This window comes from Streptomyces sp. NPDC088354, from assembly GCF_044753585.1.
Taxonomy (GTDB): Bacteria; Actinomycetota; Actinomycetes; order Streptomycetales; family Streptomycetaceae; genus Actinacidiphila.
On sequence record NZ_JBIVNJ010000069.1, the window covers coordinates 1 to 18,982 of the forward strand.

The 18,982-nt window shown below is 72.3% G+C and carries 13 protein-coding genes and 3 pseudogenes; 3 read left to right on the forward strand and 13 right to left on the reverse strand.

The features are described 5' to 3' along the window. Positions 1 to 460 (forward strand): annotated as a pseudogene (locus ACIP98_RS39965) (transcriptional regulator); the annotation flags it as partial. A 42-nt stretch (positions 461 to 502) separates the two neighbouring features. Here the strand turns inward: ACIP98_RS39965 and ACIP98_RS39970 are convergent. From ACIP98_RS39970 to ACIP98_RS39980, 3 genes are all read right to left on the reverse strand, one after another. Beyond that, complete coding sequence (locus ACIP98_RS39970) at positions 503 to 901, reverse strand: MarR family winged helix-turn-helix transcriptional regulator (RefSeq protein ID WP_401981448.1); 399 nt, start codon at positions 899 to 901, stop codon at positions 503 to 505. Between the two features lie 209 nt (positions 902 to 1,110). Continuing rightward, the gene (locus tag ACIP98_RS39975) at positions 1,111 to 1,542 is read right to left on the reverse strand and encodes a hypothetical protein (RefSeq protein ID WP_401981431.1); all 432 of its coding nucleotides are present in this window, start codon (positions 1,540 to 1,542) and stop codon (positions 1,111 to 1,113) included. 109 nt (positions 1,543 to 1,651) lie between these two features. Then, entirely contained in the window at positions 1,652 to 2,659 is a 1,008-nt protein-coding gene (locus ACIP98_RS39980) for a TDT family transporter (protein ID WP_401981432.1), read from the reverse strand. Positions 2,660 to 3,256: 597 nt separating this feature from the next. Here ACIP98_RS39980 and ACIP98_RS39985 point away from each other — a divergent pair. Beyond that, on the forward strand, positions 3,257 to 6,013 hold the full coding sequence (locus ACIP98_RS39985; protein WP_401981434.1) for a multifunctional oxoglutarate decarboxylase/oxoglutarate dehydrogenase thiamine pyrophosphate-binding subunit/dihydrolipoyllysine-residue succinyltransferase subunit: 2,757 nt from the start codon (positions 3,257 to 3,259) through the stop codon (positions 6,011 to 6,013). An 83-nt stretch (positions 6,014 to 6,096) separates the two neighbouring features. Here the strand turns inward: ACIP98_RS39985 and ACIP98_RS39990 are convergent, their stop codons facing one another. From ACIP98_RS39990 to ACIP98_RS40000, 3 genes are all read right to left on the reverse strand, one after another. Next, positions 6,097 to 6,615, reverse strand: a complete 519-nt coding sequence (locus tag ACIP98_RS39990) for an NUDIX domain-containing protein (protein ID WP_401981436.1) — start codon at positions 6,613 to 6,615, stop codon at positions 6,097 to 6,099. Positions 6,616 to 6,709: 94 nt separating this feature from the next. Beyond that, positions 6,710 to 8,173, reverse strand: coding sequence for an MFS transporter (locus ACIP98_RS39995; protein ID WP_401981438.1), 1,464 nt, complete (start codon positions 8,171 to 8,173; stop codon positions 6,710 to 6,712). A gap of 391 nt (positions 8,174 to 8,564) precedes the next feature. Further along, positions 8,565 to 9,560, reverse strand: coding sequence for a GlxA family transcriptional regulator (locus tag ACIP98_RS40000; RefSeq protein WP_319664912.1), 996 nt, complete (start codon positions 9,558 to 9,560; stop codon positions 8,565 to 8,567). Positions 9,561 to 10,173: 613 nt separating this feature from the next. Here ACIP98_RS40000 and ACIP98_RS40005 point away from each other — a divergent pair. After that, a complete protein-coding gene (locus tag ACIP98_RS40005) occupies positions 10,174 to 12,831 on the forward strand; it encodes an alpha-L-rhamnosidase C-terminal domain-containing protein (RefSeq protein ID WP_401981440.1) in 2,658 nt (885 codons plus the stop codon). Between the two features lie 56 nt (positions 12,832 to 12,887). Here the strand turns inward: ACIP98_RS40005 and ACIP98_RS40010 are convergent, their stop codons facing one another. From ACIP98_RS40010 to ACIP98_RS40040, 7 genes and pseudogenes are all read right to left on the reverse strand, one after another. After that, the gene (locus tag ACIP98_RS40010) at positions 12,888 to 13,445 is read right to left on the reverse strand and encodes a dihydrofolate reductase family protein (RefSeq protein ID WP_401981442.1); all 558 of its coding nucleotides are present in this window, start codon (positions 13,443 to 13,445) and stop codon (positions 12,888 to 12,890) included. Between the two features lie 57 nt (positions 13,446 to 13,502). After that, positions 13,503 to 14,468: pseudogene (locus tag ACIP98_RS40015) on the reverse strand (sigma-70 family RNA polymerase sigma factor); the annotation flags it as partial. Between the two features lie 263 nt (positions 14,469 to 14,731). Then, positions 14,732 to 16,702, reverse strand: a complete 1,971-nt coding sequence (locus ACIP98_RS40020; protein ID WP_401981444.1) for a discoidin domain-containing protein — start codon at positions 16,700 to 16,702, stop codon at positions 14,732 to 14,734. 207 nt (positions 16,703 to 16,909) lie between these two features. Then, a pseudogene (locus ACIP98_RS40025) lies at positions 16,910 to 17,119 on the reverse strand (FTR1 family protein); the annotation flags it as partial. A 150-nt stretch (positions 17,120 to 17,269) separates the two neighbouring features. Beyond that, entirely contained in the window at positions 17,270 to 18,229 is a 960-nt protein-coding gene (locus ACIP98_RS40030) for a M56 family metallopeptidase (RefSeq protein WP_319664902.1), read from the reverse strand. Continuing rightward, positions 18,226 to 18,597, reverse strand: a complete 372-nt coding sequence (locus ACIP98_RS40035) for a BlaI/MecI/CopY family transcriptional regulator (protein WP_319664901.1) — start codon at positions 18,595 to 18,597, stop codon at positions 18,226 to 18,228. Before ACIP98_RS40035 ends, ACIP98_RS40030 begins: the two co-directional genes overlap by 4 nt. A 61-nt stretch (positions 18,598 to 18,658) precedes the next feature. Further along, positions 18,659 to 18,982, reverse strand: a 324-nt coding sequence (locus ACIP98_RS40040) for an undecaprenyl-diphosphate phosphatase (RefSeq protein WP_401981446.1), incomplete at its 5' end; no start/stop codon positions are given.

Consider the following 18,982-nt stretch of genomic DNA (forward strand, 5'->3'; position numbering starts at 1 on the left):
TGCTCCAGTACAACCCGCCCTACGCGGCCCTGATGGGCGACCCCTCCGGCTGGCGCGGCAACGAGCGCAACGGCGTCTGGCGGCACTTCCTCGGCGCCGGCAACACCCGCGTCCGGCGGACCCCGGAGGAGACGGCTCCTTCGAGACGGCGATCGTCTACGACCTGCGCGCCGCCGCCGCACGCTACCCGTCCGACCAGCGGCTGCGGCACATGGCCGGCGAACTGCGGGCGCGCAGCCGCCGCTTCGCGGAACTGTGGGATGCCGGCACGGCCGGCCGCCACGAGGCGGCGCCCAAGACCATCGACCACCCGCGGGTGGACCCGGTGCGGCTGGACTGCGACGTGCTCACGGTGGCCGGCAGCGACCTCCGGATCATGATCTACACCGCCGAGCCCGGCACGGAGGACGCGGAACGCCTCGCCCTGCTCACCGTGCTCGGCACGCAGGCCATGACCGAACAGACGCCCCTGGTCGCACCGGTCCGTGCGCCGCGGCCGGGTTCAGTCCAGTCGAGCGGCGATGGTTTCGAGCTGTCCGGCGAAACCGGCGAGCATGGCGGCGTCCAGGTGATCGATGACGCGCCTGCGGGCGCTCGCCAGGTTGGTCGGATACGCGGACTGCAGCCGCCGCCGGCCTTCGGCCGTCAGCTTCGCCACGCTCCCGCGGGCATCGTTGGCGTCGCGCTGCTTCACCACCCACCCGCGCGTCTGCATGGCATCGGCCACGCGGGAAATCCGGCTGACGGACAGCGCGGTGGCGGCCGCCAGGTCGGTCATGCGCATCTCGCGCTCCGCGGCCTCGGACAGGTGGACCAGCACCGCGTACTCGGACATCGTCAGCCCGGTCACCTTCAGCAGGTCTTCGTCCAGCGCCTTCGGCAGCGCCACCATGACGTGCATCAGGGCACGCCAGAAGCGTTCCTCGTCCGGGTTCAGGGGGGCATCCGATGTCACCGGGGCAGACTACCGTGCCCGTGAACCGGCGGTACCGACCGCGACCCGGGCCTGTCCGCGGGCCGGGCCGGGTTCGGCCCCCCCGGGGTCCGCGGGGACCGCCGGCGTGCCACCGGCCCACACGACCACGTCGGCGGTGATGCTCTCCCCGCCCGTCAGCCCCACCGCGCCGGGCAGCCCCTCGGGACACCCAGCCGGTCGAGCGCGCCCCGGAGATACCTCCTGGCCCTCGGGCCCATGGCCGCGCCTGGCTCGGCCCGGCCGAGCAGGACGACATTCATGCCGGGGTGCCGCTCGGCGATCTCCGCGGCCGACTCGACGCCGCCCAGCCCGTGGACGAACCGCGCACCGGTGCCGGCCGGCAGCTCCGGGACGTCCAGTTCGGCGACCCGCTGCCCGGTCGCCGTCATGTGCAGCCGCATGCGCTCGGTGAAGCGCTCCTGCGCGTTCACGAGGGTCACCTGTACGTCCTGACGCCCGTCGACCCTGGCCGCGAGCTGGACGGCCGTGGCCGTGCCCGCGCAGCCCGCGCCCAGGATCAGGACGCGGTGTGCGCCGGCCCTGCCGCCTCCCTGCTGTGCGTTCATCCCTCCGCCTTCCTCCGAGCCGCTGTTGACGACCACCGGATGGAGTCGGGAGCCCGGTCCGTGACGCGCGGTCGACGTGACGCGCGACACCCCACCGCCGGGCGCTGGGCTACGGTCGGCCTCCCGGCCTGGCCGCGTGCCCCGCGGCGTGGTGCAGGGAGCGCCAGGCGACCACGGCCCAGGCGGCGACGAGCAGCACGTAGAAGCCGACGGCGGTCCAGACGAACAGCTGGGAGCCGGTGCGGACGGCAAGGGCGCCGGTGCCGGTGACACAGGCGCCCAGGGGGAAGATGAAGGACCACCAGGTCGGCGCGAAGGGCAGTCCCGCCCGGACCTCCCGCACGGTCAGCGCGGTGGCGAGCACCAGCCACAGCATGGCGAAGCCCCACACCCCGATGCCGCCGAAGAGCGCGAAGACGGCCGCGCCCCGCGCGTAGGGGGCGAGCAGTGTGCTCGGTGCCGCCGTGGCCAGTGCACCCAGCGCCGTCACGCCCTGTCCCAGCGCTCCCACGCCGATCCACACCGTGGGCACCACCGCGCCGGTGGGCGCCTCGTGGTGCACCAGGCGGCTGTACATCATGGCCAGCACCAGCAGTATCGCCACCAGGGCCAGCCCGAACATCGCGTAGCAGGCGAGCAGGAGCGCCAGCCGTGGCTGGCCCGCCGGGGCGTGCGGGACGAGCAGCGCGCCGGTCGCGGCCGACACCATCGGCGGCACCACCGGCATCAGCCAGCCGCCGAACGCGGCATCCGGTGCGTAGCGGTGCCGGGTGACCATCAGGTACGGCACCGTGCAGGCCGTGGCGAGGCCGAGTACGGTGCCGAGCGACCAGAGGACCCAGTCCACGTCCAGCGCCGCCCGTGCCCCGATGACCGGCTTGCCGAGCAGCAGTGTTCCGGCGCCCACGATCAGCAGTGCCATCGGCGGCGCGCCGAAGAACTGGGACAGCGTCGGATCGGCGGCGTGCAGCCGCAGCGCCCGCTGCCGGACGTATTCGGCGGTGAGCAGGACGAGGAGCAGCGCGGCCCCCATCCAGACCACCGTCGCGGCATTCCGCAGTGCGGGGAAGCTCCGCGGCAGCGTGACCGCGGCGTTGGCGACGATCCCGGTGCCCATGACGGCCGCGAACCAGCTGGGACCGAGCAGCGGACGTCTCGTTCGCTCGGCCCTGCGCGGCCGGGGGCGGGCGTGGACGGGACGTCTCGGGCCCGCGTCGTCCGTGGTCGGGATGGCTCGGGCACTGCTCGGGTGGGGCGGCACGGCGTAGAACGCCTCTTTCCTCGTCGTGGGGACACCGTCGGTGGTCGGCCGGCGACGTGGGCCCACGCACAACAGCTCGCGAGTCGCGGCCGAGTCCGTCGGCCCGTTGGCTCGCTGGCGCAAGGAGGCTATGACGGTTTCCCGGGCACGGCGCATAACACCGTGTGCCACGACAGCCTCACTTCCGGACACGACGGGTGGTGCCGCTCGGGCTGCCGCCGGCCGGCGGTTACCGCGGGCGCGGGCGATGTCCGGATGTGCCGCCGTTGTGGCAGGTCCGGCTCTCCCTTCCGGCGTCCGGACGGTCGTAGCGTCGATGGCGCGACACGGCGGATGGGTTCGCCTCAACGACGAGATGTGGAACCGAGGTCCTTGGACGCCATGGGGTACGGCCAAGGACACGGCCGCGTCCACCATCGATCGCTCCGAGTGAGGAAAGAAGGCGACGACCCAATGGTGTCGCAGTCACACGCCGGGGAGCCGGTGCTCCGCAGGCTGGAATTCGGCCTCAACGAATGGCTCGTGGACGAACAGTACAAGCGCTACCTGGAGGACCCGGGCTCGGTCGACCAGACGTGGCGGGACTTCTTCGCCGTCCCGACGTCCGCGATCGGCCGGCAGGCGCGCCACGGAGTGACGGCCCCCGCCCAGGACCGCGCGGGTGACGCGGGAGACGCGGCGCTCAAGGCGGTCCGGGTCGCGGCGCTGATCGACGCGTACCGGGTGCGCGGACATCTGGTGGCCGACACCGACCCGCTCGCGACGGAACACCGGGCCGCGCACCCGGAGCTCGACATCACGGCGTTCGGGCTCGGCGACGAGGACCTGGACAGGGAGTTCGTCGTCGACGGCTTCGCCGGGCGGGACGCGATGACCCTTCGCCAGGTGCTGGACGCCCTGCGGGACTCGTACTGCCGCACCGTCGGTGCCGAGTACATGCACATCAAGGCCTTCGAGGAACGCCGGTGGATCCAGCAGCGGGTCGAATCGCCGCAGCCCCGGCCGGACCGCGCCGAACAACTGCAGATCCTGTACCGGTTGGGCGCGGCAGAGGCCTTCGAGACGTTCCTGCAGACCAAGTACGTGGGCCAGAAGCGGTACTCGCTGGAAGGCGGCGAATCGGCGATCGTGCTCCTGGACGCCCTGCTGCTCCGGTCCATCAGGGCCGGCGTGGGGGAAGCCGTCATCGGGATGGCGCACCGGGGCCGGCTCAACGTGCTGGCCAACATCGTCGGCAAGGCCTACGCGGAGATCTTCCACGAGTTCGAGGACGCCGTGGACATCCGCTCGGTCCAGGGGTCCGGGGACGTGAAGTACCACCTCGGCGCGGAGGGCACCTACCGTGCGCTGGACGGCAGCGCGATCGCCGTCTCCGTCGTGGCGAACCCCTCGCATCTGGAGATCGTGGGGCCGGTCGCGCAGGGAGTCGTGCGCGCCAAGCAGGACCTGGCCGCGGGCGGTGACGAAGCCCGCTCCGTCCTGCCGGTCGTCGTCCACGGCGATGCCGCCTTCGCCGGTCAGGGAGTGGTCTCCGAGACGCTGAACATGTCCCAGCTGCCGGGGTACCGCACCGGCGGCACCGTGCACATCGTCATCAACAACCAGGTCGGGTTCACGACGTCGCCCGCCAGCGGCCGTTCGAGCACGTACGCCACGGATGTCGCCAGGACGGTCGAGGCCCCGGTCCTGCACGTCAACGGGGACGACCCCGAGGCCGTCGTCAGGGCGGCCCGGCTGGCCTTCGACTACCGGCGCACGTTCCACAAGGACGTCGTCATCGACCTGGTCTGCTACCGGCGCAACGGGCACAGCGAGGTCGACGACCCGTCCATCACGCTGCCGACGATGTACGACCGCATCGACGCCAGGCCCTCGGTGCGCAAGCTGTACGCCGAGGCGCTGGTCCGCCGCGGTGACATCGGGGAACGGCAGGTGGAAGGCGCGCTGCGGGACTACCAGGCGCACCTGGAGCAGGCCTTCGCCGAGACCCACGCGGCGGCGGGGCCCGTTCCCCCGGAACCCACGCGCCCGGTGGCGATCGGGGACCCCGCGGACGTGACCGCCCCGCGGGCGGCGACCGCCATCACGGAGGAGACCGTCCGGCGGGTCGTCGCGTCCCAGACCGGCGTCCCGCAGGGCTTCACCGTGCACCCGCGCGTCCTGCCGCAGCTCCAGAGGCGCACCGCGATGCCGGACGCCGGGACGATCGACTGGGCCACCGCCGAAACCCTGGCCCTGGGCTCCCTGTTGCTCGACGGGGTTCCGGTGCGGCTGTCCGGACAGGACTCCCGCCGCGGCACCTTCGGCCAGCGCCACGCGGTGCTCACCGACCGGCGCACCGGCGCGGAGCACACGCCGCTGAACTCCCTGGACCCGCGGGCGGCGGCCTTCACGCCCTACGACTCGATGCTCTCCGAACTCGCGGCGCTGGCCTTCGAGTACGGCTACTCAGTGGCCCGGCCCGAGGCCCTGGTGCTGTGGGAGGCCCAGTTCGGCGACTTCGCCAACGGCGCCCAGACCGTCATGGACGAGTACATCTCGTCGTCCGAACAGAAGTGGGGGCAGCGCTCCGGAGTGACGCTGCTGCTGCCGCACGGCCTGGAGGGGCAGGGGCCGGACCACTCCTCCGCGAGGATCGAGCGGTTCCTCCAGCTGTGCGCGCGGGACAACATGACCGTCGCCATGCCCTCGCTGCCGGCCAACTACTTCCATCTGCTCAGGCAGCAGGCGCTCGACGGGCACAAGAAGCCCTTGGTCGTCTTCACTCCCAAGTCGATGCTGCGGCTGAAGGCAGCCACCTCCCGTCTGCCGGAGTTCACCACGGGCGCGTTCCGTCCCGTCGTACCGGACGGCACGACGGACACCGCGGGGATCAAGCGCGTGCTGGTGTGCTCCGGGAAGGTCTTCTACGACCTGGACGCCCACCGGCGGAACGCGGGCCTGACGGACACCGCCATCGTCCGCCTGGAGCGCCTCTACCCGTTCCCGGACGAGGAGCTCGGCGCGGAACTGGCCCGCTTCCCGGCCGATGCCGAGGTGCGGTGGGTACAGGAGGAGCCGGAGAACCAGGGCGCGTGGTCCTTCGTGGCCCCGCACCTGCACCGCGGGATCGGCTGTGTCAGCCGGCCGCAGGCTCCGGCACCCGCCGTCGGCTCCGCCCGGCGCCACGCGGGCGAGCAGAAGGACCTGGTGGAGTCGGCCTTCCGCTGACCGGCCGGTTGCCACCCGCACCGGCGGAGCCCCCTCGGACCGAGGTCCGAGGGGGCTCCGCCGGTGCGGGTGCGTCCGGTGGTTCAGCGGTGGTGGACGGCGGTGCGCGAGACGACGGCCTGCGCGAACAGCCTGCGGTAGAAGGGACCGAGGCCGTCGGGGATGCTCAGGGTCCTGAAGGCCTCTCCCACCGGCAGGAGCCGGCGGTGGGCCGTCCCGCGGTGCGGGTCCCACGGAGCCAGTCGCACCTCCGCCCGCCACATCGCGCGGATCAGTACCAGCCCCTCCTGCGGGCCGCGGACGCAGACGCCCCGGCTGAACCCGAGGAGCCGGCGCTCCACCACCGAGGCACAGGCTTCCTCACGGACCTCCCGGCGCATCGTGTCGCGGCACCTCTCCCGCGGCTCGGCGGGAGAGGAGGGCAGCCGCCAGCGCTGTCCGTCCTCGCTGACGAGGAGGATGCGGTCACCGACGACGCACACCACCTCCGCGCCGTACGGCGTACCCGGTGGCGGTTCTGGAGGCGGGCAGTAGGCGACGCGCCAGTCCTGACCGTGGACGGGCGCCGCGGAACCGGCGCCGTTCTCAGCGATGTTGTTCATGATTCCCTTCCAGCAGTCGGAGGGCCGGCGGGGTCAGGTCCGTGAGCCCCCGGCATCCCGGCCGGGGGCTCACGTTCTCACCGTCCGGGACGGATCAGGCCACGCGCTGCCGGGGCTTCGGCGGCAACGCCGGGACCTCGGCCACCGTGCGGTGGATCCCGAGGAAGCCCAGTACCGCGCCGAAGGCCGTCAGGCACGCGGCGATGGCGAAACTGAGGGCGTAACCGCGCACGGTGGCGGTCATCGCGTCCATGCCCGCGTGCCGCAGCACGGTGGCATGGCTGGTGCCCACGGAGACCAGGGCGGCCAGGCCGAGGGCGCTGCCGATCTGCATGGACGCGTTGTTCATGCTGGTGGCGATGCCCGCGTCCTCGCCCGTCGCGCCGTCGACTCCCGCCACGGTGGACCCGACCAGGACCAGGCCGCCTCCCAGCGGCACCAGGAGCAGGCCGGGCAGCACGTCGGCCGCGTAGCTGCCGTGAACGCTCAGACCGGCGAGCAGAAGGTAGCCGGCCGTGGAGATCGCGAGTCCTCCCCCGTTGAGCATCCGCAGCCCGAAGCGGCGAAGGAGGCGTGGCGCGAGCGCGGTCGCGCTGAACAGGATGACCAACCCGAAGGGGATGAAGGCGAATCCGGTCGCCAGTGGCGAGAACCGCAGCGTGTGCTGCACGTACAGGCTCAGCGAGAAGAAGAACGTGGCGAAACCCACGTAGTAGCAGATGCGCACCACGTTGGCGATGCTCCGGTTGCGCGAACGCAGGAACGCCAGGGGCACCAGGGGGGCGGACACCCGGGCCTCGACCAGGACGAAGCCGATCAGAAGGAGCACCCCGATCCCCACCGAGCCGAGGACGGAGAGCGAGACCCACGCGTGGCCCGCCTTCTCCAACAACCCGAACACCAGCAGGAGCAGGCCGAGGGTGACCAGGGCGGCTCCCAGGACGTCGGGCCGCCCGCGCCTGGCGGCGGCCCGGCTCTCGGAGACCAGTCTGGGGGTGGCGAGGAACGCGAAGGCGGCCACGGGGAGGTTGACAAAGAAGATCCACCGCCACGAGGCGATGTCGGTCAGGATCCCTGACAGCACGACACCCAGCGCCACGCCGACTCCCGCCAGGCCGCTCCAGATGGCCATCGCCCGCGCCCGTTCCTGGCGCTGGGTGAACATCAGCGTCACCAGGGACAGGGCCGCCGGGCTCACGAGTGCCGCGCCGACGCCCTGCACGAAGCGGCTGGCGACCAGGACACCGGCCTGCTGGGCCACCCCGGCGCTCGCCGACGAGAGCGCGAAGACCGCCAGGCCGACGAGGAAGAGGCGCCTTCGGCCGAGCAGGTCGCCCAGCCGCCCACCGAGCATCAGCAGTCCGCCGTACGTGACGGTGTAGCCGTTGACGACCCATGCCAGGCCGGTGGTCGTGAAGCCGAGATCCCGCTGGATGGGCGGCAGCGCGACGTTGACCACGGTCACGTCGAGCAGCAGCATCACCTGCACCAGACAGATGACCGCGAGCGCACGCCATCTGCGCGGATCGGGTGCGGGAGTCGGACTGGTCGAAGCCATCGTTGATCGCCTTCTGCTCGGTCGGGCCACCGCGGCGCGCCTCGGACGCCTCTGTGCGAGGCGACGCTTCGGGACGGTCCCGGTCCTTGGGTGTTCTTCTTTGCGTTCAACTCCCCGGGAGCCGCGCGTGCTGGCCGCAGATACGGACAGCAGGGGTGCACATTCGGCCCTCCGGCAGGGCCTCGCACGGACGGCGACCGCGGTCGGCAGCAGGCGGCAGGCGCCGGCGCCCGCCGCGGGATGTGCCGTGATGTGCCGTCACGCGGGCACGGGCATGCGGGCATGCGGGAGCGGGCCGGGGCGATGCCGGCCCGCGCCGTGCCGACGCGTCGTACGTACTCACCGCGACCGGGCCGCGCCGTGGGTGCCGCGGCGCGGGCCGGCCGCGGTGTCAGTCCTTCGTGTCCTCGCCGGTCGTCCGGAAGCGGGCCCGGTACGCGCCGGGCGTCACGCCCAGGTGCCGAGCGAACGCCCTGCGCAGCGACTCGGGCGAGCCGAAGCCGGTGCGGCGCGCGACGACCGCCATGGAGTCGTCACCGCGCTCCAGCAGTCCCTGGGCGGCCTCCAGCCTGATCTGCTCCACGTAGCGGGCCGGGGTGGTTCCCACCTCTTCGTAGAAGAGCCGGGTCACGTGGCGGACGCTGACGCCCGCCCTGCGGGCCATGGCGGTCAGCGTGTGGTTGCCCCCGGGTTCCTGGGCGACCGCGTCCAGGACCCGGCGGAGGGTGTCCTGTTGGGTGTGCGGGGCCTGGCACCGGGCGCTGAACTGGGACTGGCCGCCCGGTCGCTGCATGAAGACGACCATGTCCTTGGCGACCGCCCGGGCGACATCCGCACCGTGGTGCTCCTCGACGACGGCCAGGGCCAGGTCGATCCCCGCCGTGACGCCCGCGGACGTCATCAGCCGGCCGTCCCGGACGAAGATGGCGTCGGGTTCGACCCGCACGGACGGGAAGCGCAGCGCGAGTTGCTGCGAGTACCGCCAGTGCGTCGCGGCGCGGCGGCCGTCCAGGAGGCCGGCGGCGGCCAGGAGGAACGCCCCGGTGCACACCGACGCCGTGCAGTGGCTCTTCTCGTTCAGCTGCCGGACGGCGTTCAGGACATCGTCGTCCTTGATCAGCGTTTCCCACTCCGGGCCGCCCGGGATCACCAGGACGTCGCCGGGCTCACGCACGTCCGCGACGGACAGGTCGGCGCTGAGCCGGGTCCCCGCGGAGGTGATCACCTCTGCACCGTCCTCGGAGACGATTTGCACCCGGTAGCGCCCGCCGAACTCGTTCGCGGTCGAGAACACCTCGATGGGACCGGTCACATCGAGCAGGCGCACTCCCGGGAAGGCGAACACCGTCACGGTGAGCGGGCCCGTTCCGGGGCGCTTGTGGTTCATCGGATGCCTCCGGGCCGTGGGCGGGCGTGGACACCGGGTCCGGCAGGGCTCGTGCACACCGAGGAACGTGCGGTGGGACACGCCCACAATAAGCTGCCGATTCCGGCTGAGCGGGCCATCCCCCTGTCGGGTGCCGGCCGTGCCGGCAGGATGCAGTGCCGCTGGCCTCCCCGCTCCCGGAACCGGTCGGCGAGCACTCCGGGGCAGATCGGGAAGCGGATCACGGCCGGTGCCGGACCGCCGTTCTCGGATCTCCCAGAGCAAGTGTACGCCGGTGAACAGCACCGATCCCACGACGGCCGCTCCACGGGCCGCCGTCCCGCAGGCGCCGTCGAGGCCCGCACGGCCGCCCGGTGCCCGCGTGCGTCCCCCTCCCTCCCGTCCCGAAGCGTGGCCGGTGCTGTCGCTTCGATTGAAACGTTCCCTTGCACACAGGGGTCCGAAGCGCATCCGGAGGCAGCCCCGCGACGCCCGGCGCGACCTTCCCAAACCCCTCGCGAAGAGGCCGAGTCGGGCTTATCGCCGACCCGGTCGCGCCTCTGGACGGCTTCAGGGACTCCCTTGTAGCCTCATCCCGCAATCAGGGATTGAATCGTTACAAGGAGAGCCGCACATGCCGAGCAACCCCAGACGAGGCACCCCTCAGCCGTCCGGTCCGCAGCGCCGTGCCGTCCTTCAGGCGGGCATCGGCGGGGCCGCGCTCGCCGCCACCGGCCTCACCTTCGCCTCCGCCGCTCCCGCCGCCGCGCGCGACGCGGGTACGGGGGGCGCCGGGCGCGCCGCCCCCAGCGGTCCTGCGGCCCCGCACAGCTGGCACCAGTACGTCCAGGCGCCCGCCGAACGCACCGTCCGGCCTGTCCGCGTGCTGCGCACCACGGGTGACGTCACCGAGCCGGAAGCACTGCTGCGTCCCCACGGCAGGCCCGCCGTGTTCAAGCGTCCGGAACCCACCGCACCCCCGCGCTGGCCGGACGGCACGACGGCGGCCGCCTCCTCGGCCCACGCGCCGAACAGCGGCAACGACGGTAATCCGCGCACCTATGACGCGACCAACGCCGTGGACGGGAATCCCGACACCTTCTGGAACGACGACACGATCGCCGCCTACCCGGACGTCCTGACGATCACCACGCCCTCCCCCGTGACCCTGTCGGGCATTACGGTGCTGTCCAACCCCGACGGCGTGCCCAGTGCCTTCACCGTCGAGACCTGGGACGGCAGCGTGTGGCGGACGGCCGCGACCGTCACCGGCAACTCCGCCGTGCAGATCCCCGTGCGGTTCGAGACCGCGGCCTCCACCAGCGGCGTCCGGATCACGGTCACCGCGGACCAGGAGACCCCCAAGGGCACCTTCACCCGGGTCAACGAGGTGTGGCCCGCCGTCGTGCCGGTGGAGCAGATCCCCAGCGTCGTCCTGGACTTCGGCAAGGTCGTGGTCGGCTACCCGCACGTCCGCTTCGCCTGGGCCTCCGCGAACAACCCCGGTGTGCGGCTGGCCTTCTCCGAGACGCGGCAATTCCTCAGCGACCGCAGCGACTTCACCCGGTCCGACCAGTCGGGTGCGCCCGGCCGCGGCACCGACCAGTTCGCCGTGCCGGCCTCCGGCGCCCACTGGACGGACACCGGCGGCTACCAGAAGGACGGCAAGGTCTACGCGGACGGGCTGCACGGCTTCCGCTATCTGAGGATCAGCCTCGACGCGCTCGACGCGGACGCCCCGGTCGCGCTGCCCTGGGGGCAGGTGGCCGTCGACTCGGTCTGGCTGGACTTCACCGCGTACCTGGGCACTCCCGACACCTACAGCGGCTGGTTCCTCAGCTCCGACGACGAGCTCAACCGCTACTGGTACGCGGCCGCCTACACCAATGAGCTGGTCACCGACACCTTCCGCTCCGGTGACGTGGACCCGCGCGGCGCCGACACGCCCTCGCTGCGCGGCAAGCTCGTCCTGCAGGACGGGGCCAAGCGCGACCGGGACCCGTACATCGGCGACCTCGCCGTCTCCGCGCGCACCATGTACCTCACCCACGACGACACGCCCGAGGCCGCCCGCAACGTACTGGCCGACCTCGCCGACCACCAGCGCGCCGACGGCTGGATACCGCCCGCCTCCATCAACAACTACACACTGCCGCTCTTCGACTATCCGCTGTGGTGGGTCACCTGCAGTTGGGACTACGTCCTCTACACCGGTGACCTCCACTACGCCGCCGACTACTACCCGCATCTGGTGAAGGTTCTCGACACCTGGTACCCGTCCGTCACCGACGCCGACGGCCTGCTCAGCAAGGGCCTCAACAACACGTCGGGCTACGGGGACTACGCCTTCCTGCCGCGCTCCGGGCGGATCACCTACTACAACGTCAACTACGTGCAGGCGCTCGACGACGCGGCGGCGATCGCGCGGCTGCTCGGGCACGAGGCGGACGCCGCGCGCTGGTCCGCGCGCGCCCGGACCGTCGCCGACGCCGTCAACGCCCATTTGTGGGACGCGGGCGCCGGCGCCTATCTCGACTCCGCCACCGGCCCGGCCCGCCACGCGCAGGACGGCAACGCCATCGCCATCACCTCCGGCGTGGCCTCTCCCGAGCGGGCGGCCGCTGCCCTCGCCCACCTGGACGGCACGACCAAGCTGCCCTACGGCAACGCCTTCATGGACAACGACACGATCTTCGCCGGGGCCTCCCAGCGGGTCTACGCCTTCACCTCCTACCCCGAACTCGTGGCACGCTTCGAGACCGGCCGGGCGGACTCCGCGATCGACCAGATCCGGCGCACCTACGGGTGGATGCACACCCACGACCCCGGCATCACGAACTGGGAGGGCATCGGGCCCAACGGCTCGCCGTACGAGGACGGTTACACGAGCATGGCGCACGGCTGGTCCACCGGCGTGCTGCCCGCCCTGACCAACCAGCTGCTGGGCCTGCGGCCCACCTCCCCCGGCTTCGCGACCTGGGCGCTCCGGCCCCACCCGGGGTCCGTCGCCTGGACGCGCGGCCGGGTGCCCACCCCGCACGGACCGCTCGACGCCGACTGGCAGCACGCCGCGCCCGGGCACTTCACGCTGAGCTGCGACAGCCCCCGGGGGACGCGCGGCACCATCGCGGTGCCCACCGACGGCCGGTCCGTCAGCGTCCGTGTCGACCACCGCCTGGTCTGGTCCGGCACCAGGGCCGAGGACCGCGGCGCCCGGCTCGCCGACGGCTATGTGCATCTGACGGACATCGCGCCCGGCAGGCACACGGTGCAGGTGCGCCCGGTGGATTGACGGGCCGCCTGCCCCGCCCCGGCCCCGGATGCGGGAGCCGGGGCGGGCCGGCGCGGTTATCGGGCCGCCCTCCCGTACCGCGTGAGGACGGCGGCGCCGGCCCGTTCCGCCGACAGGCACTCCAGGTGGGCGGGCGGGCCGTCGGCGGGGAAGAGCCGCTCGCCGGCGCCGAGGACGGTGGGGAAGGTCAGGAGCCGGTACTCGTCGACCAGGCCCTCGGCCATCAGCGTGTGCACCACGCTCAGGCTGCCCGCGACGATCACGTCGCGGTCCTCCCGCTGGACGGCGTCGACCAGGGCGCCGGGGACGACCCGCGAGTTCGCCCATGCCGAGGTGTCGGTCAGCGTGCGGGAGGCGACCAGTTTCGGCACGGCGTTCATCCGGGCGGAGAACGGGTCGTCGCGTCGCGGCCAGAGCCGCGAGAACAACTGCCAGGTGCCTCGGCCCAGCAGCAGGACCCCGTCGTCCAGCGTGCTGCCGAGCCGGAACTTGTCCCCGGCGACCGTCTCGGGGCCGTGGCGGAATGCCCAGCCTCCGTCCGGCGTGCCCCCGGACCCGTCCGGGTCCGAGACGATCCCGTCCAGGGTGATGAACTCGATGACGATGACGCTCACAGCGGTTGATCCTTCCGGTCGATGCTCACCGGTACGTACCGGCGGCACCGGCAGGACTCATCGCCCCGGGCGCGACGCGTCGGAGGAAATCCGCTGGGGCAGGCCGAACATCTCGAGCACGCGCGGATCGGCGAAGACGACGTTGTGCGCGACGCGGCCGCCGGTGACCGTCAGGACCTGGAGAGTGTGCAGGTGATGACCGCCACCGGGCAGCGGCGCGTACGCGGCGAACGCGGGCTGGCCGTTGGCCGTGAGGCGCCTCGTGCTCCAGCCCGTCCCGCGCAGGTCGAACACGCGGCGCATGAACCGGCCGTAGTCGCGGCTGCCCTGGTACCACAGCGGCACCGGCGGCATCTCCAGGATCGCGTCGTCCGTCAGCAGACGCACGAGGGCGGGGACGTCGGCCGCCTCGAACGCCCGCACATAGCGCTGGATCACCGCGCGTACCCCGGGATCGTCCGGCTCGGCGACATCGCTCATCTCACCCACGTCCACCACGGCGGCGCGGGCCCGCTGCAAAGCGCTGTTGACGGCCGCGACCGTCGTGCCCAGGTGCTCCGCGACCTCGGCGGCGCTGAACTCCAGGACCTCCCGGAGCACGAGCACGGCGCGCTGCCGCGGCGGCAGGACCTGCATCGCGGCCACCAGCGCCAGCCGCATGTCGGCCCGCAGACCCGTGTCGAACCGCGCGTCGGGAAACGGCTGCAGCCAGGGGATGTCGGGCGCCGGCGTCAGCGGCGCCCCGGGGTCGTCGCTCGGGGCGCCCAGTCCGGAGGGCAACGGCCGCCGCGCGCGCCGCTCGAGAGCGGTCAGGCAGACGTTCGTCGCGATGCGGTACAGCCAGGTCCGCACGGACGCGCGCGTGCGGTCGTACCGGTCGCGGGCCTGCCAGGCCCGCAGCATCGTCTCCTGCACCAGGTCCTCGGCCTCGTGGAAGGACCCCACCATCCGGTAGCAGTACGCCACCAGCTCACCCCGGTACGGCTCGAAGTCCACGCGCCCATCATGGGGTGCCGCCGCACTGTGCCGCCGCCGAACGGCCGATCGCGGCGGGACAGGACGGCGGGGGGCCTCACCGTCAGGGGGTGAGTTCCGCGACCCGGCTGGCGCAGCGCTGGATCCCGTTCGCGTGCGAGGTGACCACGGACCGGCTCAGGGTGGTGGTGACGGCGGCACCGAGTCAGTTCACCAGGATCGCGGAGCTCACTCCCTGCGAGGTGTCGGCCCGGTCGGCCCGAGGACGATGTCCGTCCGCGGGCCGACCGGGCGACCAGGCGGTCGGGCGGTCAGGCGCTGAAGATCTGCAGTCCCGAGCACTGGCCCGCCGGCCAGCCGGTGTTGGCGGTGAAGTTCACCCGCACGTACCGGGTGGTGACCGGGGCGGACAGGGTGAGGGTCGCGGCGTTGCCCGTGGCCGGGTCGAAGGTGCAGTTGGTGGAGGACAGCAGCGTGGTGAAGGTGCCGCCGTCGGTGCTGCCCAGCACCGAGAGGGTCTGGGTCCGGGTGCCCCAGGCCGTGGACGGCGGCAGGCGCAGGACGAGCCGGCGGATGGCGGTCGCCGCCTGGAGGTCCACCTGCAGCCACTGCGGGAAGGCGTTGTTCACACTCTCCCAGTAGCTGTTGAGGTCGCCGTCGGTGGCGTTGCCCGACCCGTAGACCTGCGTGTGGCTGCTCTCCGAGGTGGGCTTGTGCAGCGCCAGATCGGTGGTGCCCGAGCCCGGGTCGGTGGTGACGGAGACCTGGTTCGAGGGCTGGGAGAGGTTGCCGGCCGCGTCGGCGGCCACGACGTCGAAGGTGTAGGCGGTGGACGGGCTCAGGCCCGTGACGGTGAAGGACGTCCCGGTGGCGGTCCCGACCTGGGTGCTCGTGGAGCCGTTGACCCGCATGATCCGGTAGCCGGTGACGCCGGTGTTGTCGGCGGCGGCGTTCCAGGCCAACGCGACCGTGGTGTCGCTGTGGCCGGTGGCCCGCAGCGATCCCGGCGCCGACGGCGGGGTGGTGTCGCCGCCGGCCACCGGTGGGGTGGGCCGGACCGGGGTCAGGGCGATCTGGCCCTTGAGCATCCGGCCGCCGTCGCCCGTCAGCCGCAGGTAGTAGTCCGAGGAGCAGAAGGTGCCGTCCTCGTCGAGGGCGAGGAACCCGGAGTCGGTGGGCACCGAGGCCTGGGTCTCGGCGGTCTTCGCGATCTGGTTGCCCTCGTTGTACTCGTCGAACATCGAGATGTAGATGCCCTGCACGCCGGCCCGGCACATGTTGTAGAACTGCCGCCACATGAAGTCGCCGTGCGCCCGCTGCCGGCCCGAGACGTCGCCGGGCAGCACGCACGGCTGGTAGTCGATGCCGTGCGCGACACAGTCCGCCTCGTCGCCGACGGTGTAGGTGGTGTAGGCGTTGTCGGACTCCTGGGCGTTGCCGATCGCGCCCACCATCCACGGCGAGATCATGTTGAAGGCGTGGTACACGTCCGTGTACCCGGTCTTGGTGCCCGCGCCGCCGGTCCGCCATTCGCGCGGCACCCCGCCGATGACGTAACAGCCCTGGGCCTTGAACCAGTTGATGACGTCCAGGCAGGCGCCGACCGAGAACGGATGGTTGTCGTCGTTGAAGCCGAAGCCCCAGATGCAGACCACCGGCTTGCCGTTCTGGCGCGCGTACGCGGGCGAGGACGTGTGCGCCGACATCTTCGTCGTCCAGTCCGTCTTGATCTCGGACTGCATGTTCCACCAGTTGGAGACGTCGTACATGATGTAGAACTTCACGCCGTGCGACTCGGCCGCGCCGCGGACCTTCGCCGCCATCTGGTCGCGGGTGGCGCCCTCCCCGCCGTTGGGGTTGAAGCGCTGCAGGGCGGCGGTGTCGATGGCGTTCTGCTGCATCCAGGAGAAGTGCAGGTCCACGGTCTGCTGGTCGTACGAGGAGAACAGCGTGGCCGGCTGGCCGTTGCCCAGGTTGGCGTACGCCGTCTGGTAGCCGTGGGCGTACTCGCGCATGTCGGGCCAGCAACTGACGGCGGTGTTGGTCCGGGACGGCGGCCGGCCCCAGTCCTGGCTCCAGTGCCACCAGCCGTTGATCGGCGCGTTGTCGCCGGGACAGGCGAACCAGCCCTGGTACCCCACGGTGATCTTGCCGACCACGTCGCCGGGCGGACTTCCGGCCGCACCGGCCGGTGACGCCAGCGCCGTCTGCGCGGTCCCGATCCCGCCCGCGGCGGTGGCCGCGATCGCGGCCTGCAGGAAGACCCTGCGTGTGACACCCATCTGGACTCCTCCGGTCGGCTGTCAACTCCCGCCACTCCGCGGCTCATCGGCGATACGCGGCAACGGGGAGCCTGGCGCCGGGGAGCGTAACGACGCGATGACGCATCGGCAATACATCGCGCACCGAACGAAATAATCGGCTGGAAACACGCAAGAACCAACTCACGCGGGGCGGTTGCGGATGAGCGGGGCCGGCGGGTCCACCGGTGCTTCCTTGACCTGGAAGGTGAGGGTGGAGGAGCCGAACTGCAGGAGGGCGCCGAAGGCCAGGCTCAGGACGACGGCGATGCCGACTCCGGTCCACACCGGCACCAGTCGGCGGCGGTTGCCGGTCTTGGCGAGGCAGGCGACGAGGATGCACACGACGAGGCTGGCCTCGAGGCCCTCGCGCAGGCCGATGAGGTAGTTGCCGAACACGGGGTGTCCTTCCCGGGCTGTGTGAAAACGCCCGCGGCGAACTCGGACAGCGGCTCGGCCGGCGCGTACCGGCGCGTCTACAGATCTATAGACGACAAAGGAAGGCTGCCCTCATCTCCCGCGTGCGGACCTACCCGGAGGGCGGGACCGTCACGGCAATGACGGGATGCAGTGGTCGGGGTCCTCCCCCTGCGCGACCTCCACCCCGTCGTGCAGCCAGAGCGCGCCGGTGAGCGAGGAGGCGGCAGCGGTACCGCACAGCAGGGTGACGGCGACCAGCACAGGCGCGAGACGTCGGGTGGGAGCCTGGGCCAGCAGCGCCTTGACCCGGGCAGGAACCGGACCGCCGACAACACCCCTGGCCAGCATGGGCCGTTCGGACCGCTCCCGGCTGCGGGTGACGGCCAGGGCGGCCCGGCCGACGGCCTGCGCCGTCAGCGTCCGGTCACCGGCGACCCTCGCGGCGGCCTCGTCCGCGACCCGCTCTGCGGCGAACGACACCTGCGGCACGACGGCGGCCAGCGCCGGGTGGCACCACCCGGCGAGCTGTGCGGCGGCGAGGAACAGGTGGTGGCGCCCGGCGAGATGGGCGCGCTCGTGGGCCAGCAGGGGCTCACGCTCAGCGGGGGCCAGTGCGCGGAGCATGCCGGTGGTCACCACGATCCGGCCCGCGCGGCGACGGGTTCCCGGCAGCGCGTAGGCGTCCGGGCGGGGGTCGTCGAGCACGCACAGCCCCCCGGCCTGCGGGAGGCCGGCGACGTCGCCGTGCGCCGCGCGGAACCGTCGCACCTCCGACCACGCCCGCCGCACGGCCGTGACCGAGGTGACGACGAGCGCCCCGGCGGCCAAGGCCGACACCGCCGTCACGAAGAACCCCGGACCGACCCGGAGGGGCTGGATCAGCTCCGCGAGCGCGGCGACCGGCGGCACCGTGAGGGCCAGGGGGATCAGCAGGACTCCCAGGCAGGCCACCACCCCGATCGCCAACGCGGCCGCGGCGGAGGTGACGGCCCACAGCGCGATCCCGGGCCGTACCTGGTGCACCACCCGCCGGGCCAGCGACGGCAGGACGAACGGCAGCACCAGGGGAAGGAGCAGCAGGGCGATCAACCGCCGTCGCCCTCCAGCAGACGCCGCAACTCGGCCTCGTCACCGGGGCTGAGACCTTCGACGAATCGGGCCAGCACTCTGCCCCGGTCGTCGTCCTGGTCGAGCTCGCGGTGCATCCGGCGGGCGGTCAGGCCGTGGGAGTCCTCCACCGGGAAGTAGACGAAACCGCGCCCGCCGGGGCTGCGGCCGACCGCTCCCTTCTCGTGAAGGCGCGCCAGGAGGGTCGCCACCGTGGTGCGGGCGAGTTCCTGCGGGATGGCCTCCCTGACCTGCGCCGCGGTCTGCGGTTCCCCCGCCGCCCACAGCGCCGCGAGCACGCTGGCCTCCAGCTCGCCCGCAGGCCGTCGCTCGCTGTCCGCGTCCGCCATGGACCGTCCCCTCCCTGGATCGTCTGCCCTCATGCCCCTCCATTATGAAAGGCGGTGGTGGTCAGGCGGTCAGCGCTCCGGCGCCCAGGAGCCCGAGGAGCAGGACGCCGATGACAACCCGGTAGAACACGAACGCGTTGAAGGAGTGCTTGGCGACGAACCTCAGCAGCCAGGCGATGGAGGCGTAGGCGACGACGAACGAGACCGCGGTGCCGACCACCAGGGGGGCGGTGCCGACGCCGGCGCCGAGGGCGTCCTTGAGCTCGTACAGGCCCGCGCCGGTCAGCGCGGGGATGCCGAGGAAGAAGGACAGCCGGGTGGCGGCGACCCGGTCCAGGTCGAGGATGAGCGCGGTGGACATCGTCGCGCCGGAGCGGGAGAAGCC